This window comes from Mycobacterium sp. 3519A (assembly GCF_900240945.1).
In the GTDB taxonomy this organism is placed as follows: Bacteria; Actinomycetota; Actinomycetes; order Mycobacteriales; family Mycobacteriaceae; genus Mycobacterium.
On the sequence record NZ_OESG01000014.1, the window covers coordinates 2,189,531 to 2,210,404 of the forward strand.

Consider the following 20,874-nt stretch of genomic DNA (forward strand, 5'->3'; position numbering starts at 1 on the left):
GCAACAATTCGGCGCCCGCTTCGCGTTGGCCTTGATGTGCACACCGTCTCCAGCGACTGGCATCTGTGGCTCGGCTTCCTCGGCGCGTCGATCGCGATCGCGTTGTCCCCCGGCGCGGGCGCGATCCAGTCGATGTCGTCAGGCCTGAGCCACGGCCTGTTGCGGTCGTATTGGAGCATCGTCGGCCAGGAACTGGGCTTGGTGCTTCAGCTGTCCCTGGTGGCGCTCGGTGTGGGCGCCATCGTCGCCAAGTCGATGCTGGCGTTCACGGTCATCAAGTTCGCGGGCGTGCTGTATCTGCTCTTCCTCGCGGTGCGCCAATGGCGCGCGTCGGCGTCTGCGTTGGCTGAGAAGGTCGGCGGCGGGTCGACGCGTGCGGGAATTCCGTTGCTGGCGAGGGGATTTCTGGTCAATGCGACCAACCCGAAGGCGCTGGTGTTCTACCTCGCCGTGCTGCCGCAGTTCGTCGTCCCGACGGTGCCGCTGGCACGGCAGTATCTGGTGATCGGGTTGACGTTGATCACCACAGACGTCGTCGTGATGAGCGGGTACGCCGGCCTCGCGACGCGCCTGCTGCGGGCGCTTGGCGCGCGTCGGCAACGGCTGATGAACCGGTTCTTCTCCGGGCTGTTCGCCACCGCGGCGGTGGTGCTGGCGCTGGTGCGCCGGGCCGCGACGGCCTAGGGGTTGGCGCTGCGCGCCCAGCGGCCCGTGGCGGGCAGCAGCGCGAGCAGAATGCTGGCGAGCGGCAGCACTGGAATCGCGTACACCGGCGCCGCCAGGTTGGCGCCCGCGACGAACAGGCCGGCGAAAATCAGCAGCCCCACGGTCGCGCCGACGACGATCAGCAGCCGGCCCATGCGCCGCCTCAGCAGCAGCGCGATCAGCCCGCTGATGAGCGCGCCCGCCGACACCGCGGTGAGGAAGCCGATGGCGACACAGAACAGCCGATCCGTGCGCCACCAGCCCGTGATCAGATCTGTGGCGATGACCGCGGTGGCCCAGCCGGACAGGATCGCGGCGATGGTGGTGCAGATGGCCGCCGTGGGGGTGGCTTGCGCCGACCGCGTCGGGCCGACGGCCACCGGCTTGGCCCGCGGAATGTAGGACGTCTGCGGCTCGACCAGGGCCGGGAACTCGCCGGTCGGATGCCGCCGGATGATCGACGTCTGCGGCTCGGACTGGGCGGGCATCGGTGACGACGGCGTGGCGCCGTTGCGTCGAATGCGGGGTTGTTCAGGGGTCGGTTCGGACGGGCCGTCGCTCACACTTAGCCAACGTAGTTGCCGGGGCTAAGACCCCGCTGCGCCAGCCACGGCAACGGGTCGATCCGGTTGGTGCCGTTGAGCAGAACCTCGAAGTGGCAGTGCGGCCCTGTGGAATTGCCGCGGTTGCCGATGGTGGCGATCTGATCGCCCGCCATCACGCGCTGGCCCTTGCTGACCAGCCACGTGTTGACGTGGCCGTACAGCGTGACCGTGCCGTCGTTGTGGCGGATCTTGACCCACGCGCCGTAACCCGCGGTGGGTCCGACGTCGATCACCGTGCCGTCGGCGACCGCGTAGATCGGCGTGCCGATGGCGTTCGCGACGTCGATGCCGCCGTGCAGCACGCCCCAGCGATAGCCGAAGCCGGACGTGAACACACCCTTGGTGAACATCACGAACAGCGGCCGGTTCAGCCGCGCCTCGCGCTCGGCGCGCTCCTGCGCGAACGCGGCGGCCTTGGTGATCTCCTCGGCGTGCACCGACGAGTTGGCCGCAGGCGTGACCGACACGATCTGCATGCCGTCTGTCGAGCCGGTGACGACGCCGCCGGCCATCGACGACGTGTCGGCGGCGAGCACCGCCTCCGACGGCTTCTTCTGGTCGGAGGTGTTGGCCATCGTGTACGCGCCCGCGGCGGTCGCGCCGACGGCCATCGCCGCAACCATCAGCCGGCCCTTGACGGGCACGTCGTCCTTGCGGTGCAGACCACGACGGCCCGAGATGTCGATGATGTCGGTGGCCGCGACGCCGTTGCTGGTGTCGGTGTGGCTGTCGCGGTAGGCGTGTGAGACGCGCCGTTCGTCACGCGCATCCGGCCGGAACTCCGACGGCACCGCCAACCGCAACGGGATCAGATCGTCGGTGTCGTGGAGGTCGTCCAACTCGGGGGCGCGGATCACCTGGGACTCGCGGTCGAACGCGGTGTTCTCGCGAAAGTCGAGGTCAGCGAGGTCACCGAACTCGTTGAACGGGATGATGTCGGTGATTTCAGAAGCTTCAGGTTCGGCCCATGAGTGCCGAGCGTTCGTCGTGACCTCCACCGGAGACTCAGACGAACGGTGCCGTGCCAACCTGGAATGTCCTTCTAGTCGTGACCGAAACGTGATCTAGACCAGAGGCACGTTAACCAAATCCCAATGTTCGTGGCAACCCGAGACGGTATTCCGCCGGGGATTGTGACTTGTATCACGTGACGGCGGGCGGTGAGATCTACCACATGACCGGTGGGCGATGGGGAAGGCGTTATTCCGTGTGGATAAAGTTCCCCCTGGCCCGTCGGGCGCAAACCTTCGACGTCAACGCACAAAGACAGTGAGTCCATGGATCTCTTCGAATACCAAGCGAAAGAGCTGTTCGCCAAGCACAACGTGCCCAGCACGCCGGGTCGGGTGACCGACACCGCTGAGGGCGCCAAGGCCATCGCCACCGAAATCGGTCGACCCGTCATGGTCAAGGCGCAGGTGAAGACCGGCGGCCGCGGCAAGGCGGGCGGCGTGAAGTACGCGGCCACCCCCGACGACGCGTTCACCCACGCGCAGAACATCCTCGGCCTGGACATCAAGGGCCACGTCGTGAAGAAGCTCTTGGTCGCCGAGGCCAGCGACATCGCCGAGGAGTACTACATCTCGTTCCTGCTGGACCGTGCCAACCGCACGTACCTGGCGATGTGCTCGGTCGAGGGCGGCATGGAGATCGAAGAGGTCGCGGCGACCAAGCCCGAACGGCTGGCCAAGGTGCCCGTCAACGCCGTCAAGGGCGTCGACCTGGCGTTCGCGCGCTCGATCGCCGAGCAGGGCCACCTGCCCGCCGAGGTGCTCGACGCGGCCGCGGTGACGATCCAGAAGCTGTGGGAGGTGTTCGTCGCCGAGGACGCCACGCTGGTCGAGGTGAACCCGTTGGTGCGCACGCCCGACAACCAGATCCTCGCGCTGGACGGCAAGGTCACGCTGGACGCCAACGCCGACTTCCGTCAGCCCGGCCACGCCGAGTTCGAGGATCGCGACGCCACCGATCCGCTGGAGCTCAAGGCCAAGGAGCACGACCTCAACTACGTCAAGCTCGACGGTGAGGTCGGCATCATCGGCAACGGCGCGGGACTGGTGATGTCCACGCTCGACGTCGTCGCATACGCGGGCGAGAAGCACGGCGGCGTGAAGCCGGCCAACTTCCTCGACATCGGCGGCGGCGCCTCGGCAGAGGTGATGGCGGCCGGTCTGGACGTCATCCTGCACGACCCTCAGGTCAAGAGTGTGTTCGTGAACGTGTTCGGCGGCATCACGGCCTGCGACGCGGTCGCCAACGGCATCGTCAAGGCGCTGCAGATCCTGGGCGACGAAGCCAACAAACCACTGGTGGTCCGGCTCGACGGCAACAACGTCGACGAGGGCCGTCGCATCCTGGCTGAAGCCAACCACCCGCTGGTGACTGAGGTGGGCACGATGGACGAAGCCGCCGACGTAGCGGCCGCCAAGGCCGCGAGCGCCTGAAAGGACTGAAATGGCAATCTTTTTGACGAAGGACAGCAAGGTCATCGTCCAGGGCATCACCGGCGGCGAGGCCACCACGCACACCGCGCGGATGCTCAAGGCAGGCACCCAGATTCTCGGCGGCGTCAACGCGCGCAAGGCCGGAACCACGGTGTCGCACGTCGATAAGGACGGACAAAGCGTCGATTTGCCGGTGTTCGGCACCGTCAAGGAGGCCATGGAGAAGACCGGCGCCGACGTTTCGATCATCTTCGTGCCGCCGAAATTCGCCAAGGACGCGATCATCGAGGCCATCGATGCGGAGATTCCGCTGCTGGTCGTCATCACCGAGGGAATTCCGGTGCAGGACAGCGCATATGCGTGGGCCTATAACGTCGAGAAGGGCAACAAGACCCGCATCATCGGGCCGAACTGCCCCGGCATCATCACCCCAGGCCAGTCGCTGGTCGGCATCACTCCTGCCAACATCAGCGGCCCCGGCCCGATCGGTCTGGTGTCCAAGTCCGGCACGCTGACCTACCAGATGATGTTCGAGTTGCGCGATTTCGGCTTCACCACGTCGATCGGCATCGGCGGCGACCCGGTCATCGGCACCACCCACATCGATGCGATCGAGGCGTTCGAGAAGGACCCCGACACCAAGGTCATCGTGATGATCGGCGAGATCGGCGGCGACGCCGAGGAGCGGGCCGCCGACTACATCAAGGCCAACGTCTCCAAGCCGGTCGTCGGCTACGTCGCGGGATTCACCGCGCCGGAGGGCAAGACGATGGGCCACGCGGGCGCCATCGTGTCCGGTTCGTCGGGCACCGCGCAGGCCAAGAAGGAGGCCCTCGAGGCCGCCGGCGTGAAGGTCGGCAAGACCCCGTCGGAGACCGCGCGCCTGGCCAGGGAGATCCTGCAGAGCCTGTAATTCGCTCGATGTGAACTAGACCGCAGGATTAGGAACACGTTCTAGTTGTCGATTAGCCTGACGAATTAACACCCGTCAGGAGGTCTGTAATGGTCGATCCGCGGACCCCGGTGCTCGTCGGCGTCGGGCAGTTCACCGAACGCATCGACGACGCCGACTACCGGGGCATGTCAGCGGTGGAGTTGGCGACCGAAGCTGCCCGCGCTGCGCTGGCCGATACCGGCGCCGCTGCGGCGAAGGTCGCCGGGGCGATCGACACGGTGTACGCGCTACGGCAGTTCGAGATCTCTTCACCGATGCCCGCGAAACTGGGCAAGTCGAACAACTACCCGCGGTCGGTCATGCAGCGGGTCGGCGGTGATCCCGCGCGTGTCGTGCTCGAACCGGTCGGCGGCCAGGGGCCGCAGAAGCTGGTCGCCGAGGCCGGCAACACGATCGCGGCCGGCGACGCGGACGTCGTGATGATCATGGGTTCTGAAGCCGGGTCGACGGTGAAGTTCTGGCGCGAAGCCGCCAAAAGGGGCGAAGCCAAACCCGACTTCACCGAACACGTCGAGGGGCAGCTCGAAGACCGCGGTCATCAGCTGTTCAGCTACATCGACGACTACACCATTGCGCACGGGCTGACCGGCGCTCCGGTGCAGTACGGGCTGCTGGAGAACGCCCGCCGCGCACGGCTGGGCCTCAGCGTCGCGGACTACCGCCAGCAGATGGCCGAACTGTTCGCGCCGATGTCGAAAGTGGCTGCGAAGAATCCGTTTTCGTCGTCGCCGGTGGAGCGGTCAGTCGACGAGATCGTCGGCGTCAGCGACGACAACCGGATGATCTGCGACCCGTATCCGCGCCTGCTGGTCGCCCGCGACCAGGTGAATCAGGGTGCGGCGGCGATCATGATGTCGGTCGAGGCGGCCCGTCGACTCGGTGTGCCGGAAGGCAACTGGGTGTATCTGCACGGTCATTCCGACATGGTCGAGCAGGCGACGCTGGACCGGCTCGATCTCGGAGCCAGCCCGGCCTCGGTGATGGCAGTCCGAGAAGCGTTGCGGGTGGCCGGGATCGGTGCCGACGACGTCGCCACCTTCGACCTGTACAGCTGCTTCCCGTTTCCGGTCTTCGTGGCCTGCGAGGCCCTCGGCATCGACGGCGACGATCCGCGTGGGCTGACGCTCACCGGCGGACTGCCGTATTTCGGCGGCCCCGGCAACAGCTACTCACTGCACGGCATCGCCGAGACGGTGATCGAAATGCGCAACGCGCCTGGTCAATTCGGCTTCGTGGGCGCCAACGGCGGCATCATGAGCAAGTACTCGGTCGGCATCTACTCCACCGAACCCGTCGACTGGCGGACCAACCGCTGCGCGGAACTGAACGAGGAGATCGCCGCGCTGCCGAAGGTGCCGGTGACCCGCGCTGCAGACGGCGCCGCGACCATCGAAACGTATTCGGTGCGTTACGACTGGCCGATCCGCACCGGGATCATCGTCGGCCGCCTCAGCGCCGACAACTCCCGCTTCATGGCCACCACCGAGGACGACGATCTGGTTGCTCTGATGTCCGACGGCGATCCGCTGGGCGCTCCGATTAGCGTGTGGTCGACCGAGAACGGCAACCGGGCGATGCTGGCGTAACCATCGGTCAAAACGTCCAACTGCCAGCAGGCGTGAGGACAAAGCCGTGTTTCATATCCGCGTCGATGCATGCGACCAAGTCGTTCTCACCGACTGCGCATGTGCCGTTCTCGCCGGACAGCTTTTGACCCACCCCCAAGGGAACAGACCTGGAAGAAGCACAGTCAGGACCGGTGCGTTCGAACATGTAGGGCGCGTCGCCAGCCGCTGCGTCGGGCTTGTGTGCGATCGTGCAACCGACGCCGGGGACGTTCTGCGGTAAGCCGGGCAGGCTGCCGCTACACACGATCGATTTATGCGGCCCATGGTCGAGCACGCAGCTGACCTGCTTCGGACTGACGAATGATCGGCCGCCCAAGGTGTACTGGGCGGGGTCGGCGGCGGTGAAGGTTCCCAGGTCGGGAAACCCTTCTGGCGGTTGGGCTTTCACCGAGGCAGATCGCGAACATGCGCAGAGCGCGATGGCGACTAGCAGTAGGCAGACCGCGGCCCGCATCAGAAGGTCCAGCTGCCGGAGGGCTGCAATACGAACCCGTGGTCATTACCGGAGTCGATGCACGCGGTGAGTCGGTTCTCGCCGACGACGCAAGTCGTGTCATAAGCCGCGAACGTCAACTTCTGACCGATGTCAAGAAGGTTATCCGTCGGCGCCGCACATGTCTTGTCCGACTGGGTGATTCGGAAGGGCTCTGATCGGGCGTCGTAGGTCTGGATCACCATCGGACACGTCGCGGGATCACTGGCAGGAAGTCCCGGTATCGGGCCGTGGCACTGCTTCAGACTACCGATCATGCAACTGGTCCCATCCGGTGTACGGAAGAACGCATACCCGTTCGCCCATTTGTCCGGCCGGGAGAAGTCGGTGCTGCCCGACGCCTCCACAAACGCATTCTGATCAGGAAATCCGGGAGGGGCAGCGTCGGCAGGCGGCGGACCGGCAACGACTGCAAGGGCGGTCGCCGCCAACAGGGTGAGGGCTCGGGTCAGCTGACGTAGACCACCCATTGCGTCTCCTTTTGCATCAATGCTGGACTGTCACCGAGGTGGTGTAGGTCTTCGGGTGGTACGGCTTGACTCCGGTTCCGTCCCAACCGGGCGGGTCTTCCCAGGTGCTCACCCTCAGTTGCACGGTCTCCGTTCCGGTCACCGGGTCATAGACCGTATCCACGACGGTCGGACCGTAGGGCGCGGCACCACCGGGCCATGCACCGGGAGGGAACAGCGGAGTGGCCTGCGCGGTCAGCAACCCCTCCGGGGTGGACGCGGTGATCGCGCCCATCGGCTGATCTCCGGGAACGTTGGGATTGAAGTTGTCCGAGCCCACCAGCATGAAGCCACCACCCTCGAGGGCAACGAGTTGGCTCTCCCGATCGCCAGGTAAACCCTTGATCTCGCCAACCGGCTTCAGCGACGTCATCCAACCGTTCGGGTTGGCCGGGTCGATGGGATCGGACACGTACAACATTCTCGTGCGGTCGCCACGGTGTGGGCCCGTGTTTCCCACGACGACCATGCGATTGGTCGCCGGATCGTATGCTCCGCTGGCTTGGGCGATGCCGGGCAGCACCCCGATGCTCTTCGACGGATCGGCCAGATCCACCACCGTGGTGTCCGCCGTGGCGTATTCCGGGTTGTCCTGCCCGTTTGGAAGTTTGTAGGGGACTTCGCTGTACAGCGCGTACTGCTTACCGTCCGGACCGACGATGGTGCCTGTAGGCAGTGGCCGAATCGTGTCGTTGCCGGGTGTGTTTCCTTCGATTTCGAGCGGGTTCTTCTCGCCATTGAGTGTCGGATAACCCGTGCGGCCATCGCCACTGATGGTGATGTCGCTGCCGGGCAGGGTGACATTCAGGTCAGCCTTGTCGTCGTCTTGTTTCAGCGGCCCCGCCGGACCGGTGATCGTCGGCTCTTTGCCGGGAACCGGTGCCCCCTTGCCGCCTTCCAGATCGAAGTCGCGCAGCGTTTTCGTGACGCCGTCGAGTTGTTCGGCGACCTTGTCGTCGGCTGCCGCCAGTTGGATGGCCTTGGCCTGGATGTCTGCCTGAAGGTGAGCGCCGATGAGCCTGCGCGCCAAGGCGAGTGCCGGTGCCAGAGTGGCGGGCATCCGGTCAGTGACACGCAACTGCTCGCTAACCGAAAACCATTGGCGTACTGCCTCATTGATCGCCGCCACCGCCGCGGTCTTGGCCGATGCGATGGTGCCGGCTCCTGTCCTTGCAATCTGTTGCGCCTGCCTGAGGAGGTCGAGCTTTCCGCGGATCTTGACCAGGTTCTCGAACCTGCAGCGCGCGCCCGTAGATGTGTTCGGTGAGGATCGTCTGCTGCTGCCAGGCAGCGGCGGCAACCTCGAGGTGGTCGACGCGCCAGGCCTCGACCCGCGACCGGGTCGGCATGTTGACCATGATGTTGACCCGCTATTTCGGCAACATCTGCCGCGCCAGTTCGTGCGAACTTTCCGCATCGGTGGCCTCGTACCAGCGTGCCGCGGCAGCGACACTTTCCGCGAACAGCAGCAGGTTCGCGGCGCACTCGCCGACCACGTGGTTGGCTGCGGCGCTCAGGTCGACGACGGCGGGCCCCGTCGGTTGATCGGCCACGGCGGGTTGGGTCTCATGCTTGACGCCCTCGCCGGACAACTGGTGGCTCAATGCGGCGAGCTCACGCGCCACCGCCTGCAGTGCAGCGGGATCCACCTCGACTGGTGCGGTCACACCCGCAACAGTAATGGAGTCCAACGGTGCCCATATGCACCAAAACCGGCCTAGACCAGTGCGGCCGGCTAGCCTCGCTTAGACCGCTGCACGCGCCCCCGAGACTCGTGCCGACTTCGCTTCGGCTGGTTTCCATTTCGACGATGTTCGGCGTGTGGATCGTCGAAAACCCTGGCAATGAGTGGGCTGATGGATGGCATGACACGTCCTCCCCGTAGTTTGTGCACGCTCACCGGTGAACTGTCGTCGCGCGGACGACACACGTCATGCGTAGCGCACTACGCGTAATCGGACCGCGCCGCTACTCGGTGCTAAACGAGCGCGGCCAGCTTTCCTGCCAAACGTTCGACGTACGCGGCGACGTCGTCGGCGGATTTGTCGGGCAGCCCGAACAGCACCTCGGTCACGCCGAGATCGGCCCAGCGGGCCAGCTTCTCGGGATCCGGCTTGAAATCCAGGGCGACGATCTGTGGTGCGCCGTCGCGGCCTGCCGCGGCCCAGGTGTCCTGCAGCAGCTTGACCGGCGCGTCGATGTCGAAGTCGCGAGGAGTGGTGATCCAACCGTCGGCGCTGCGGGCGATCCACTTGAAGTTCTTCTCGGTGCCCGCAGCGCCCACGAGCACGGGGATGTGCGACTGGACCGGCTTCGGCCACGCCCAACTGGGTCCGAAGTTGACGAATTCGCCTTCGTACGAGGCCTCCTCCTCGGTCCACAATGCGCGCATGGCTTCGAGGTACTCCCGCAGCATGGTGCGCCGCCGCCCCGGCGGCACATTGTGGTCAGCGAGTTCGTCTGTGTTCCAACCGAATCCGACTCCGAGGCTGACCCGGCCGCCGGACAGGTGGTCGAGCGTGGCGATTGACTTGGCCAACGTGATCGGGTCGTGCTCGACCGGCAGCGCCACGGCCGTCGACAACCGCACCCGCGAGGTGACGGCGCACGCGGCGCCGAGCGACACCCACGGGTCCAGGGTGCGCATGTAGCGGTCATCGGGCAGTGACTCGTCTCCCGTGGTGGGGTGCGCGGCCTGCCGCTTGATCGGAATGTGGGTGTGCTCGGGCACGTAGAAGGTGGTGAAGCCGTGGTCATCGGCGAGTTTGGCCGCCGCCGCGGGGGTGATGCCGCGGTCGCTGGTGAAAAGTACGAGCCCGTAGTCCATGCCATGAATTAGAACGTGTTCTAGTCTGTCGGGCAAGGCCGGGGGTCGCTAGGTAGTGGCGCGTGAGCAGAAATACGTAGCTGTCTACTCGCGACCGGGACATGCCCGCACGGCAGGGTTCACGGTGTGACAACCGGGGGGAATACCAGAAGCAAGCTGCGCGAATGGCTTCGCCGCTACCTGCCGTGCGAGATCGCGGGCACCGTGGGGGAGTTGGGCGGCGCGGCGGTCGCATATCTGATGACGGGCTCGTTGGCGGCCGCCGCGATCACGGCGACCATCGGCGCGTCGGCCGGCTACTACGCGGCCGCCTACACCAGCGCGCTGCGGTGGAACTACCGCGACAACAGCCACCGGTCGTGGCCGCCGCGGGTGGCGCTGTCCATTCTGTTGGCACTGCGCAGCGTGGCCGTCGAGTTCGGCCCCGCCGAGCTCATGGACAGCGTGGCGGTCAGACCCGCCGCGTTCTACGTCGGCCCACTGCTGTTCGACAGCACGGTCGCAGGCTGGATCTTCGGGAAGCTCGTCTCCGACGTCGCGTTCTACCTCTTCGCGATCGTCAGCTACGAGCGATTCAAGGGTCTGTTGGTCGGCCGTCAGGAGGTGAGAGATGAATCCGGGTTGGCGGTCGAAGCTGTGTGAGCAACTGCGGCAGGACGCCCGCCGGTTCACCGCAATGGCCGAACGCCACGGGACACCGCTGCTGGTGCTGCAACCGCACCTGGTCGCCCGCCGCTACCGCGAACTGGCCGAAAAGCTAACTGGCTTTGAGCTGCACTACGCGGTCAAGGCGTGCCCGCATCCGCTGGTGTTGTCGACGATCGCGGTGTGCGGCGGCGGCTTCGACGTCGCCACCGACGCCGAGGTGACGCTGCTTGGCGAGCTCGGTGTGCCGATGGACCGCTGCATCCACACCAATCCGATCAAGAAGCCCGCCGACATCGACAAGGCCTACGCCGCGGGCGTTCGGCTGTTCGTAGTCGAAAACCCCACTGAGGCAGACAAATTCGCGGGCCGCCCAGACGACATCGAACTGCTGGTCCGGCTGGCGTTCCGCAACCCGTCGGCGAAATCCGATCTGTCGTCGAAGTTCGGCGTCGAACCGGCCGACGCCGACCTGCTGGTCAAGCACGTTCTCGCCGCGGGCGTACGGTTCGCCGGCTTCAGCTTCCATGTCGGCAGCCAGGGCGACTCGCCGCAGCCCTACGCCACCGCGCTGCGCGGGACGCTGGACCTCATCGCGCACATCGACCACAGCCTCGGTGTGCAGAGTCGCGTCATCGACATCGGCGGCGGTTTCCCGGTCACCTATCGCGACCGGATGCCCACGCTCGACGACATCGCCGAGGCCGTCGACACCGCGCTCGGCGCGTCGCGCGACGACTTCACATTGCTGGCCGAACCGGGCCGATACCTGGCCGCCGACGCTATGACCCTGCTCACCAGCGTCGTCGGCAGCGCGCAGCGTGACGGTCAGGTGTGGCATTACCTCGACGACGGGCTCTACGGCAGCTACTCCAACGTGATGACCGAGGACGTGCACCCGCCGATCGTCGCGCTGCGCGAGCTCACCGACGACGCCGCCGCGGCACACGAACCGGTGACGCTGGCGGGCCCGACGTGCGACAGCGCCGACGTGATCGCCCGCGGCTACCCGATGCCCGCACTCGAAGTCGGCGACATCGTCGTCAGCCCGAGGATGGGCGCCTACACCAGCGTGACGGCGTCACGGTTCAACGGCATCCCGGCCACGCCGATCGTCATGGGCTAGCGGCTATTTGGAGTCGGCGCCGCCCTTCTTCTTGGGCTTCTTGCTTTCACTCGAAGCCGGTCCGGCCGCGCTGTCGACCTTCTTGGTCGTTGTCTTGGCGGTGGTTGCCGCTGTGCTCTGGGTGTTGGTCAAGGCGTTGCCGCCGACGCGGAACCCGTTGATCGCGACGCCGGGGTTCTGCTTGGTAACGGTTTGGCCGTCGCGGAAGACGGAACCGGCAAGCGCGAACGGGCCGGGGCCTGCGGAAACCGAGTTGTTCCTGCCCAAGAAGTTGAATCCAGCGTTCAGATTGCCGGGGCCACCCGCCTTGATCGTATTGCTACCGCCGCCGACGTTCAGGACGCCGTTGAGGCTGCCGGGTCCACCTGCGGTCAGCGTGTTGCCACTGCCGCCGATGTTCCTGGCCGAGTTCAAATATCCGCCTTCTGCCGTGACGACGTTGCCGGTGCCACCCAACAGATTGCTGGCGGTGTCCAGATAGCCGCCAACGGTCGTGACGTGATTGTCTTCACCTAGTAGGTTGCGCGCCAGATTCCCTGTGCCGCCGAATGTTTCGACAGTTCCGTTGTTGCCGAGAAGGTTCACCGCCGCGTTGGAATTGCCGCCTACGGTCCTGACATCGTTGCCGGTGCCGAGTACGTTTCGAGCGAAGTTGAAGTAGCCGCCCTGCGTGGTGACCTCGTTGTCACTGCCGAAGAAATTGGTAGCGGTGTTCCGGAAGCTGCCTTGTGTCGTGACGGCATTGTTGTTGCCGCCGATACTGAAGGCCCAGTTGAACAAGCCGCCGATCGCCGATGCTGAATTGTTGTTACCGAACACCGAGGCGGCCACGTTCAAGACGGAACCCGCGCTCGTGACGGCGCTGGCGGCGGTGCCGACCGCGAAGGCCGCGCCGAGCAACCCATCGGCGTGAGCGGTTGCGCCGTTACCGATGGCGAAGGCCGCACTGAACAACGTGCTGGTGCAGTCGGCGCTGTTGCCGATCCCGAATATCGATACGCATGACGCACTCGCGGGTGGCGCCGATCCGAGTCCGGCGCTCGCGAACAATCCGCCAGCCACGACGCCGGCGACCAGTGCGCCGGTCGCCGTGCGACGAGAATCCACGGTTTTCGTTGTGTACATTTGCTGATTACCCCCTCTGGCGAACTACGCCTGTAACCTGCAAAGCCTACCAAAATCAACCTACCCGTCAATAAATCGAGTAACAGCGCAGGTAATGAACGCTTAGGAATGTCGGGGATCGGCCCTTAGGCTGAGGACTGGCGGAGCCGAGCAACATCGGGAGAGTCGTCTAAACGGTCGCGGAGATCGATCATCACCAGCGCGCGGCCACGTTCTTGGCGATCTGGTTGGCGATCTTCGATGCAGAGTCGCCGGGAGCCGCGCTGCACGTGTTGATGTCGATGACGACGTTGTTCTTCAATGACATTGCGCGTCCGCAGCCCCACCCCGGCGCCGCGGCATCCTGTTCGGTCACCGTGGTGCTCAACGCGCCGCCTGCGTAGACGATGGGCCCGACGGACCATTGCGTGTTGCTCTGGGTGTGCGTGTACTGCTGGCACATCCGCCACTGCTGGGCGGAGTGATCGAGGAAAGCGGCCGCCTTGTCGACGAGGGGATAGAGCACCACGGCCTGCTTGAGGTAGTGCGTGAACTGGTCGCCGTCGTTGAGGCTCTGATCGAGCTCGGCCGAAAAACCGCTGTCCGCGTACACCACGGCCTCGGCGGCGCCGTCCACGGCGAGACACTCGGGCGGCGCCATGGTCGTGCTGTTGTCCGCCATCGTCGTCTCGGTGCCGGTCACCGCCATTGCCGTCGACCCCATCGCGGCGTTCACCTGCTCGACGGTGAGCAGCAGCCCGGCCAGTTCCCGCTCGACCAGTGGACGCGGGATCATCGTCGAAATCGTGGACGGCATGACCGCCCGCCCAGTCATCGTGCATCCGGTCGCCAACACGCAGATCACGGCAACGATGAACGCAACCGCAGGCTGACGCATCCTCTCGGCCTCCCCATTTTTCGCCGAACCAAACCTCCCGGATGCCATGGTGTAACAGGTCCGCTGACGCGTCCGTCGAATCCGCGCCGTTTCCGATAACGATGTCCCTGTTTTCTGATAACGACCCGAAACAGGTCAGTCACAGTTGCGCTCAGGGGGTGCACAACGCGGGCCCGAGCCACGCCGATGGCGTCACGATGGGGCATGCGAGGTGGCGAGGTGCGGCGGGACACACTGGTCGTCCCGTCGAGTCTGCCTCCTGACGAGGTCCTGGCACTCGCCGAACGACGAGCGCAGTCGCAGGTTGCCCCCGACGAAGTGGTGTCGTTCGTCTACCTGCATGGCTCGCGGCCGGCCGATTCCGTTGGGGCCGAGAGCATATGGCGCTTCAGCTATCGCGTCACGCCTCGTGACGACACTTAACGTCATGGCGAGCGTTACCCGCGACGGCCAGGGCTGCCAATTGGTGGGATGCACACCATGACGACCGAACGGATCGCAGACCACGTCAAGTTCGCCTATTGGGTGCCCAATGTCAGCGGCGGCCTGGTCACCAGCGACATCGAGCAGCGCACCGACTGGAACTACGAATACAACGTCAAGCTCGCGCAGACCGCGGAGAACAACGGGTTCGAATACGCGCTGTCACAGGTCCGCTATGAGGCCAGCTACGGCGCCGAGTACCAGCACGAGTCGACCAGTTTCTCGCTGGCGCTGTTGCTGGCCACTCAGAAGCTGAAGGTGATCGCCGCGGTCCACCCCGGCCTGTGGCAGCCCGCGGTGCTGGCCAAACTCGGCGCCACCGCCGATCACCTCTCGGGCGGCCGGTTCGCCGTCAACGTGGTGTCGGGATGGTTCAAAGACGAGTTCACCCACCTCGGTGAGCCGTGGCTGGAACACGACGAGCGCTACCGCCGCAGCGCCGAGTTCCTGCAGGTGCTGCGCAAGATATGGACCGAGGACAACGTGGACTTCCGCGGCGACTTCTACCGCATCCACGACTTCACGCTGAAGCCCAAGCCGCTGAACACACCCGAGCGGCCCAACCCGGAATTGTTCCAGGGCGGCAACTCGACCGCCGCGCGGCGCAACGGCGGCTACTACGCCGACTGGTACTTCTCCAACGGCAAGGATTTCGACGGGCTGACCGAACAGGTCGTCGAGGTGCGCGACCACGCGCGTGACGCGGGTCGCGAGGTCCGGTTCGGGTTAAACGGATTCATCATCGCCCGCGATACAGAAAAGGAAGCGAAAGAGGTCCTCAGAGAGATCATCGCGAAGGCCAACCGGCCCGCCGTCGAAGGATTCCGCTCCGCCGTACAGCAGGCTGGCAACTCGACGTCGGACAAGCGCGGCATGTGGGCCGATTCTTCTTACGAAGACTTGGTGCAGTACAACGACGGATTCCGCACGCAATTGATCGGCACTCCGGAGCAGATCGCGGAACGCGTTGCGGCGTACCGCAAACGCGGCGTCGACCTGATCCTCGGCGGCTTCCTGCACTTCCAGGAAGAGATCTCCTACTTCGGTTCGCGAGTACTGCCCCTGGTGCGGGAAATCGAGAATTCCGAACAAGATTCGATTGATTCGCCGGTGCTGGTGTCGGCCTGAGACGCGGACGCCCGCCGCCTTCACAACCCTTCACAACGGGGGTGCGCTAGCGTGGTTATCTGAATCCCTCAGGCCAGCACAGGAGAGGTCATGACCTACCCGCCCGGTAGCCCCGGATATCCGCCCGCGCAGCAACCGACAACTCAGTTCGCAGCGCCCACTCAGCAGTTCGGCAAATTGCCGGAGCCTGCGTCCGCTCCTGCCGCCGAGGGCCCCAGCAAGTTGCCCTTTTATCTGACCGCCGCGGTCGCCGCGCTCGGTCTGGCGGTCTACGTGTCGAGCTACGGCCCGCTGTTCGCGTCGGCAGGCACCGACCTGTTCACGCCGACGCTGCTCGACATCGGCGTGGTGGCGTCGCTGCTCGCCGGCCTGATCGCGGGCGTCGCACTGGTGCCCAAGCAGAAGGCGGCACCCGCGGTGGTGGCGGTGCTGTCGGTGCTCGGCTTCCTGCTGGCCATCGCGATCGTGCTGACCGCGCCGGAAGGCGTGGAGATCAAGTGGGGCCTCTACCTGATCATCGCGTTCGGCGTGGTGCAGGCCATCGTCGCGGTCGCAGTGCTGCTGTTCGACGCGGGCGTGATCAGCCCGCCCGCACCGAAGCCCCGCTACGAGCAGCAGCAGCAGTACGGCCAGTACGGCGGCGCGCCAGGCCCGTACTACGGGCAGCCGCATCAGCCCGGTCCGCCGCATCAGCAGCAGCAACAGCGCCCCGGCTACGGCTCGCCGTATGGCGGCGGCTACCCCGGCGGTGGCCAGTCGAGCGGGGGCTTCTCGCCAGGTGCGCAGAGCGGTCCGCCGACGCCGCCCACCGGCTTCCCCACCTACGGCCAGCCGCCTTCGTCGGGCAGTGCGAGCAACGCAAGCAACGCGCCGACGACACAGGTGCCCGCGCAGCCGTCGTCTTCCACCCAGTCCGGCCCGCCTCCGTCGTAGTCTGGGCCGCGCGTGCGTCAACTTCGCGCGCGTGAGCTAGCGCGAGGAGCGGCCCCACCCGTGGACCAACGACCAGTCGGCACACGCCAGGCGCGTGAGCTGCTTCGGGTCGCATTCGGGCCGTCGATCGTGGCGCTGGTCGTCATCGCGGCCGTGGTGTTGCTGCAACTGCTGATCGCCAACAGCGACATGACGGGCGCGCTCGGCGCGATCGCCAGCATGTGGCTGGGCGTGCACCAGGTGCCCGTCTCGATCGGCGGCAGCGAGCTCGGTGTGATGCCGCTGCTGCCGGTGCTGGCCATGGTCTGGGGGACGGCGCGCACCACCGCGGTCGCCACGTCGCCGCAACATTCGTGGTTCGTGACCCGCTGGGTGGTCGGTGCGGCGCTCGGCGGTCCGCTGCTGATCGCCGCGATCTCGCTGGCGGTGATCCACGACGCCGCCTCGGTGCTCACCGAACTGCAGACCCCGAACGCGTTGCGGGCGTTCTGCGGGGTGCTGGCGGTGCACGCGATCGGCGCGGCGATCGGGGTCGGCTCCCGCATCGGCCGCCGGACATTGGCGGCCTCGCCGCTGCCGAACTGGCTACCGGACGCAGTCCGGGCGGCCACCGCGGGAGTGCTGGCCCTGCTCGGGTTGTCCGGTGTGGTGATGGTCGGCTCGCTGATCGTGCACTGGTCGACGATGCACGACCTGTACGCGATCACCGACTCGGTGTTCGGCCAGTTCAGCCTGACCCTGCTGTCGGTGCTGTACATCCCGAACGTGATGGTCGGCACCGCGGCGGTCGCCGTCGGGTCCAGTGCGCACGTCGGCCTCGCGACGTTCAGTTCGTTCACGGTGTTCGGCGGCGACATCCCGGCGCTACCGGTGCTGGCGGCGGTGCCGACGCCGCCGCTGGGACCGATCTGGGTGGCGCTGCTGATCGCCGCCGCGGCGTCGGCTGTCGCGGTCGGGCAGCAGTGCGCGCGCAGACCGCTGCCGCTGCTGCCTGCGCTCGGCAAGCTGGTCGTCGCGGCTCTGATCGCGGCGCTGGCGATGGCGCTGCTGGGGTTCGCGGGCGGCGGCCGACTCGGGAACTTCGGCGATGTCGGCGTCGACCAGGTCACCTTCGCGCCCGCGGTCTTCCTCTGGTTCGTCGGCATCGGTGCGCTGACGGTGGTGATGAGCGGCGGCATCGCGCGACGGCCCAAGCGGATCAAACCGGAACCGGAACCGGAGCCGGAACCCGAGCCTGAACCTGAGCCGGAACCGGTGGTGCTCGCCGACGAGCCCGACCCGCTGCCCGACGAGCCGGTGCCGGTGGCCGACTATCACGGTGACGTCGAGGACCCCGAGGACCACTTCGTTGCTGACGACGACGCCGCGCGCGACGGTAAGGGCGAAGCCGCCGACTAGGCACCCACTATTGTCGAGGCGTGCAGCAGCCCCTTCGTGTGCCCCCGAGCGCGCCTGCGCGGGTCGTGGTGCTGGCGTCGGGAACCGGTTCGCTGCTCGAGTCGTTGCTCGAGGCCGCTGTCGACGACTACCCGGGGCGCATCGTCGCGGTCGGCGCCGATCGCAAGTGCCGGGCGCTCGAGATCGGCGCGGACGCCGGCCTGCCGACCTACGTCGTGCGCCTGGGTGATCACCAGGACCGCGAGTCCTGGGACCGCGCGCTGACCGAAGCCACCGCCGCACACGAGCCGGACCTCGTGGTGTCGGCAGGCTTCATGAAGATCCTTGGACCGCACTTTCTTTCCCGGTTCCTCGGCCGCATCGTGAACACCCATCCCGCGCTGCTACCCGCCTTCCCCGGCGCGCATGCGGTGGCCGAAGCGCTCGAGTACGGGGTCAAGGTCACCGGGTGCAGCGTGCACCTGGTCGACGCGGGCACCGATACCGGACCTCTTCTCGCGCAGCAGTCCGTCCCCGTTTACGACGACGACGACGAGGCGACCTTGCACGAGCGCATCAAGGTGGTCGAAAGACGGCTACTGGTGGACGTTTTGGAAGCGCTGGCCACCCGCGGCGTGACCTGGACCGGACGAAAGGCAACCATAGGATGACAGGGGACGGGCGCAGGAAGATCCGCCGTGCACTGATCAGCGTCTACGACAAGACCGGGCTGGCCGAACTGGCCCGCGGCCTGCACGACGCGGGCGTCGACATCGTCTCGACCGGCTCGACCGCGAAAACCATTGCCGGCGCCGGTGTTCCGGTGACGCCGGTCGAGAAGGTGACCGGCTTTCCCGAGGTGCTCGACGGCCGGGTCAAGACGCTGCACCCGCACGTGCACGCCGGTCTGCTCGCCGACCAACGCAAACCCGAACACGTCGCGGCGCTCGCCGACCTCGACATCGCGCCCTTCGAACTCGTGGTCGTCAACCTGTATCCGTTCACTGAGACCGTCGACTCCGGGGCGAGCGTCGACGAATGCGTGGAGCAGATCGACATCGGCGGCCCGTCGATGGTGCGTGCGGCGGCGAAGAACCACCCCAGCGTCGCCGTGGTGGTGGACCCGCTGGGATACGACGGTGTGCTGGCCGCCGTACGGGCGGGCGGGTTCACGCTGGACGAGCGAAAGAAGCTGGCGTCGTTGGCGTTTCGGCACACCGCCGAATACGACGTCGCGGTGGCCTCCTGGATGGGCTCAGTGCTGGCACCCGAGCAGCCTGCGGCGCCGTTGCCCGCATGGCTCGGCGCGACGTGGAAGCGCTCGGCGGTGCTGCGCTACGGCGAGAACCCGCATCAGCAGGCCGCGCTGTACCGCAACGACGCCGTGTGGCCGGGCTTGGCGCAGGCCGAGCAGTTGCACGGAAAAGAGATGTCGTACAACAACTACACCGACGCAGACGCCGCCTGGCGGGCCGCGTTCGACCACGAGGACATCTGCGTGGCGATCATCAAGCACGCCAACCCATGTGGCATCGCGATCTCGTCGGTGTCGGTGGCCGACGCGCACCGCAAGGCCCACGAATGCGACCCGCTGTCGGCGTTCGGCGGTGTGATCGCCGCCAACACCGCGGTCAGCGTCGAGATGGCGGAGACCGTCGCCGACATCTTCACCGAGGTGATCATTGCGCCCGCCTATGAGCCCGGTGCCGTGGAAGTGCTTGCGCGCAAGAAGAACATCCGTGTGCTCGTCGCCTCCGAACCGCAGCAGGCCGGCACCGAGTTCCGTCAGATCAGCGGCGGTCTGCTGCTGCAGCAGCGGGACGCGATCGACGCGCAGGGCGACGATCCGGTGAACTGGACTCTGGCGACCGGCGAGCCTGCCGACCCGGAAACGTTGGCGGACTTGACATTCGCGTGGCGTACCTGCCGCGCGGTGAAGTCCAACGCGATCGTCGTCGCCAAGGGCGGCGCCACCGTCGGGGTGGGCATGGGACAGGTGAACCGCGTCGACGCGGCCAGGTTGGCCGTCGAACGGGGCGGGGACAGGGTGGCCGACGCGATCGCGGTCGCGAAGGGCGGCACCACCGTCGGGGTGGGAATGGGACAGGTGAACAGCAACGACGCGGCCAGGTTGGCCGTCGAACGGGGCGGGGACAGGGTGGCGGGGGCCGTCGCGGCGTCGGACGCGTTCTTCCCGTTCCCCGACGGCCTGGAGACGCTCACGGCGGCCGGAGTGAAGGCTATCGTCCATCCCGGCGGTTCGATGCGTGACGACGTGGTGACCGAGGCCGCGGCGAAGGCCGGAATCACGCTGTATCTCACCGGCGCTCGGCATTTCGCGCACTGACCATGGTGACGGTGTCGCGGGCTGCCGCTGTGGCGCTCCTGCTGGCGACGCTGCTGGTGGCGTCGTGCACGCGCTACGTCGACGACGCGCGGGCGGTCGCCGCCGACGACCGATCCCCGCTGGCCGATGCGTCGCAATGCGAGGCCGTCGACGCGCCGTTGACCACGATCCCTGCCGTCAAGGACGACGAGCCGGTGATGAAGATCCCGCAACCCCAGGGCTGGACGCGTTCGACGAAGCTGGATTCTGAGCTGTTCCGGTTCGCGATGATCAACAGAAGCCTCACCGCCGACGGCTTCGCCCCGAACGTCGTGGTGACCCTGGAGAGCGTGCCGGGGTTCGAGCACCCCGCCGACGTCTTCGACAGCCAGCGCGAGGCGCTGGAATCCGGGTTCGGCGCCACCGATCTGCGCGTCAGGGAGCACACGCTGTGCGGTCAGCCGGCCGAGACGGTGCAGTACCTGACGCCGGAGATGGGCAACCTCGCCACCCACCCCGGCACCGTGGTGATGGCCGTCATGCACACCGACGACGCGACGTACGCGGCGAGCGTGACCATCCAGACGGCGAACCCCGACGACCCCACCTACCGGCGCGACGCGGAAGCGATCCTGACCGGATTTCAGTTCCTGCCGCCCGCGTCGGGGTGACGCCGACGGGGTGCTGA

At 66.5% G+C, this 20,874-nt stretch carries 22 protein-coding genes; 12 read left to right on the plus strand and 10 right to left on the minus strand.

Translation table 11 applies throughout. The annotated features are described in order from the left end of the window. Window positions 1-36 precede the first annotated feature (36 nt). Entirely contained in the window at window positions 37-684 is a 648-nt protein-coding gene (locus C1A30_RS31790; protein ID WP_235010288.1) for a LysE family transporter, read from the plus strand. Here C1A30_RS31790 and C1A30_RS31795 read toward each other — a convergent pair. Together C1A30_RS31795 and C1A30_RS31800 are read right to left on the minus strand one after the other, a co-directional pair. After that, window positions 681-1,268 (minus strand): hypothetical protein, encoded by a 588-nt coding sequence (locus tag C1A30_RS31795; RefSeq protein WP_101952179.1) that lies wholly within the window; start codon window positions 1,266-1,268, stop codon window positions 681-683. The two genes, C1A30_RS31790 and C1A30_RS31795, sit on opposite strands and share 4 nt — an antisense overlap. 2 nt (window positions 1,269-1,270) lie before the next feature. Next, window positions 1,271-2,338 carry a M23 family metallopeptidase gene (locus C1A30_RS31800; protein ID WP_101952180.1) on the minus strand — a complete coding sequence of 356 codons (1,068 nt, stop codon included), beginning with the start codon at window positions 2,336-2,338 and terminating at the stop codon, window positions 1,271-1,273. A 249-nt stretch (window positions 2,339-2,587) separates the two neighbouring features. Here C1A30_RS31800 and sucC point away from each other — a divergent pair, with 249 nt between their 5' ends. The 3 genes from sucC (at window position 2,588) to C1A30_RS31815 (ending at window position 6,295) form a co-directional block, all read left to right on the plus strand. Continuing rightward, window positions 2,588-3,754, plus strand: coding sequence for an ADP-forming succinate--CoA ligase subunit beta (sucC, locus tag C1A30_RS31805; protein WP_101952181.1), 1,167 nt, complete (start codon window positions 2,588-2,590; stop codon window positions 3,752-3,754). A gap of 10 nt (window positions 3,755-3,764) precedes the next feature. Then, entirely contained in the window at window positions 3,765-4,667 is a 903-nt protein-coding gene (sucD, locus tag C1A30_RS31810) for a succinate--CoA ligase subunit alpha (protein ID WP_101952182.1), read from the plus strand. Window positions 4,668-4,756: 89 nt separating this feature from the next. Then, on the plus strand, window positions 4,757-6,295 hold the full coding sequence (locus C1A30_RS31815) for an acetyl-CoA acetyltransferase (RefSeq protein ID WP_101952183.1): 1,539 nt from the start codon (window positions 4,757-4,759) through the stop codon (window positions 6,293-6,295). Between the two features lie 7 nt (window positions 6,296-6,302). Here the strand turns inward: C1A30_RS31815 and C1A30_RS31820 are convergent, their stop codons facing one another. The 6 genes from C1A30_RS31820 to C1A30_RS31845 form a co-directional block, all read right to left on the minus strand. Beyond that, window positions 6,303-6,725 (minus strand): hypothetical protein, encoded by a 423-nt coding sequence (locus C1A30_RS31820; protein ID WP_101952184.1) that lies wholly within the window; start codon window positions 6,723-6,725, stop codon window positions 6,303-6,305. A 65-nt stretch (window positions 6,726-6,790) separates the two neighbouring features. Further along, on the minus strand, window positions 6,791-7,300 hold the full coding sequence (locus tag C1A30_RS31825) for a hypothetical protein (RefSeq protein ID WP_101952185.1): 510 nt from the start codon (window positions 7,298-7,300) through the stop codon (window positions 6,791-6,793). Window positions 7,301-7,316: 16 nt separating this feature from the next. Then, complete coding sequence (locus C1A30_RS31830) at window positions 7,317-8,399, minus strand: hypothetical protein (protein ID WP_101952186.1); 1,083 nt, start codon at window positions 8,397-8,399, stop codon at window positions 7,317-7,319. Window positions 8,400-8,451: 52 nt separating this feature from the next. Continuing rightward, window positions 8,452-8,688 carry a hypothetical protein gene (locus tag C1A30_RS31835; RefSeq protein WP_142392691.1) on the minus strand — a complete coding sequence of 79 codons (237 nt, stop codon included), beginning with the start codon at window positions 8,686-8,688 and terminating at the stop codon, window positions 8,452-8,454. Between the two features lie 21 nt (window positions 8,689-8,709). After that, window positions 8,710-9,006, minus strand: a complete 297-nt coding sequence (locus C1A30_RS31840) for a type VII secretion target (RefSeq protein WP_101952188.1) — start codon at window positions 9,004-9,006, stop codon at window positions 8,710-8,712. A gap of 311 nt (window positions 9,007-9,317) precedes the next feature. Beyond that, window positions 9,318-10,166 carry an LLM class F420-dependent oxidoreductase gene (locus C1A30_RS31845; RefSeq protein ID WP_101952189.1) on the minus strand — a complete coding sequence of 283 codons (849 nt, stop codon included), beginning with the start codon at window positions 10,164-10,166 and terminating at the stop codon, window positions 9,318-9,320. Window positions 10,167-10,292: 126 nt separating this feature from the next. Between C1A30_RS31845 and C1A30_RS31850 the strand changes: the two genes are divergently transcribed. Beyond that, window positions 10,293-10,808 (plus strand): hypothetical protein, encoded by a 516-nt coding sequence (locus tag C1A30_RS31850; RefSeq protein WP_101952190.1) that lies wholly within the window; start codon window positions 10,293-10,295, stop codon window positions 10,806-10,808. Further along, window positions 10,777-11,937 (plus strand): type III PLP-dependent enzyme, encoded by a 1,161-nt coding sequence (locus tag C1A30_RS31855; RefSeq protein WP_101952191.1) that lies wholly within the window; start codon window positions 10,777-10,779, stop codon window positions 11,935-11,937. The genes C1A30_RS31850 and C1A30_RS31855 overlap by 32 nt, the downstream gene beginning before the upstream one ends. A gap of 3 nt (window positions 11,938-11,940) precedes the next feature. Here C1A30_RS31855 and C1A30_RS31860 read toward each other — a convergent pair whose 3' ends face one another. After that, window positions 11,941-12,768, minus strand: coding sequence for a hypothetical protein (locus tag C1A30_RS31860; protein WP_160112811.1), 828 nt, complete (start codon window positions 12,766-12,768; stop codon window positions 11,941-11,943). Window positions 12,769-13,255: 487 nt separating this feature from the next. After that, the gene (locus C1A30_RS31865) at window positions 13,256-13,939 is read right to left on the minus strand and encodes a sensor domain-containing protein (protein WP_101952193.1); all 684 of its coding nucleotides are present in this window, start codon (window positions 13,937-13,939) and stop codon (window positions 13,256-13,258) included. A gap of 480 nt (window positions 13,940-14,419) precedes the next feature. Here C1A30_RS31865 and sfnG point away from each other — a divergent pair, with 480 nt between their 5' ends. The 6 genes from sfnG (at window position 14,420) to C1A30_RS31900 (ending at window position 20,857) form a co-directional block, all read left to right on the plus strand. After that, window positions 14,420-15,550, plus strand: a complete 1,131-nt coding sequence (gene sfnG, locus C1A30_RS31875; RefSeq protein ID WP_101953034.1) for a dimethylsulfone monooxygenase SfnG — start codon at window positions 14,420-14,422, stop codon at window positions 15,548-15,550. Window positions 15,551-15,640: 90 nt separating this feature from the next. Then, the gene (locus tag C1A30_RS31880; RefSeq protein ID WP_101952195.1) at window positions 15,641-16,483 is read left to right on the plus strand and encodes a DUF5336 domain-containing protein; all 843 of its coding nucleotides are present in this window, start codon (window positions 15,641-15,643) and stop codon (window positions 16,481-16,483) included. Between the two features lie 60 nt (window positions 16,484-16,543). Continuing rightward, entirely contained in the window at window positions 16,544-17,881 is a 1,338-nt protein-coding gene (locus tag C1A30_RS31885) for a DUF6350 family protein (protein ID WP_101952196.1), read from the plus strand. A 20-nt stretch (window positions 17,882-17,901) separates the two neighbouring features. After that, window positions 17,902-18,531, plus strand: coding sequence for a phosphoribosylglycinamide formyltransferase (gene purN / locus C1A30_RS31890; RefSeq protein WP_101952197.1), 630 nt, complete (start codon window positions 17,902-17,904; stop codon window positions 18,529-18,531). Beyond that, a complete protein-coding gene (gene purH / locus C1A30_RS31895; RefSeq protein ID WP_235010292.1) occupies window positions 18,528-20,207 on the plus strand; it encodes a bifunctional phosphoribosylaminoimidazolecarboxamide formyltransferase/IMP cyclohydrolase in 1,680 nt (559 codons plus the stop codon). Before purN ends, purH begins: the two co-directional genes overlap by 4 nt. Before the next feature lie 2 nt (window positions 20,208-20,209). After that, complete coding sequence (locus tag C1A30_RS31900) at window positions 20,210-20,857, plus strand: LpqN/LpqT family lipoprotein (protein WP_101952198.1); 648 nt, start codon at window positions 20,210-20,212, stop codon at window positions 20,855-20,857. Window positions 20,858-20,874 lie beyond the last annotated feature (17 nt).

Bases quoted from the DNA above. Each gene is read 5' to 3' on its own strand.
- C1A30_RS31855 (WP_101952191.1), top strand. From the start codon at position 10,777: ATGAATCCGGGTTGGCGGTCGAAGCTGTGTGAGCAACTGCGGCAGGAC.
- C1A30_RS31835 (WP_142392691.1), bottom strand. From the start codon at position 8,688: ATGCCGACCCGGTCGCGGGTCGAGGCCTGGCGCGTCGACCACCTCGAG.
- sucD (WP_101952182.1), top strand. From the start codon at position 3,765: ATGGCAATCTTTTTGACGAAGGACAGCAAGGTCATCGTCCAGGGCATC.
- C1A30_RS31845 (WP_101952189.1), bottom strand. From the start codon at position 10,166: ATGGACTACGGGCTCGTACTTTTCACCAGCGACCGCGGCATCACCCCC.
- sucC (WP_101952181.1), top strand. From the start codon at position 2,588: ATGGATCTCTTCGAATACCAAGCGAAAGAGCTGTTCGCCAAGCACAAC.
- C1A30_RS31830 (WP_101952186.1), bottom strand. From the start codon at position 8,399: ATGCCCGCCACTCTGGCACCGGCACTCGCCTTGGCGCGCAGGCTCATC.
- C1A30_RS31880 (WP_101952195.1), top strand. From the start codon at position 15,641: ATGACCTACCCGCCCGGTAGCCCCGGATATCCGCCCGCGCAGCAACCG.
- C1A30_RS31900 (WP_101952198.1), top strand. From the start codon at position 20,210: ATGGTGACGGTGTCGCGGGCTGCCGCTGTGGCGCTCCTGCTGGCGACG.
- C1A30_RS31815 (WP_101952183.1), top strand. From the start codon at position 4,757: ATGGTCGATCCGCGGACCCCGGTGCTCGTCGGCGTCGGGCAGTTCACC.
- C1A30_RS31825 (WP_101952185.1), bottom strand. From the start codon at position 7,300: ATGGGTGGTCTACGTCAGCTGACCCGAGCCCTCACCCTGTTGGCGGCG.
- sfnG (WP_101953034.1), top strand. From the start codon at position 14,420: ATGACGACCGAACGGATCGCAGACCACGTCAAGTTCGCCTATTGGGTG.
- purH (WP_235010292.1), top strand. From the start codon at position 18,528: ATGACAGGGGACGGGCGCAGGAAGATCCGCCGTGCACTGATCAGCGTC.
- C1A30_RS31865 (WP_101952193.1), bottom strand. From the start codon at position 13,939: ATGCGTCAGCCTGCGGTTGCGTTCATCGTTGCCGTGATCTGCGTGTTG.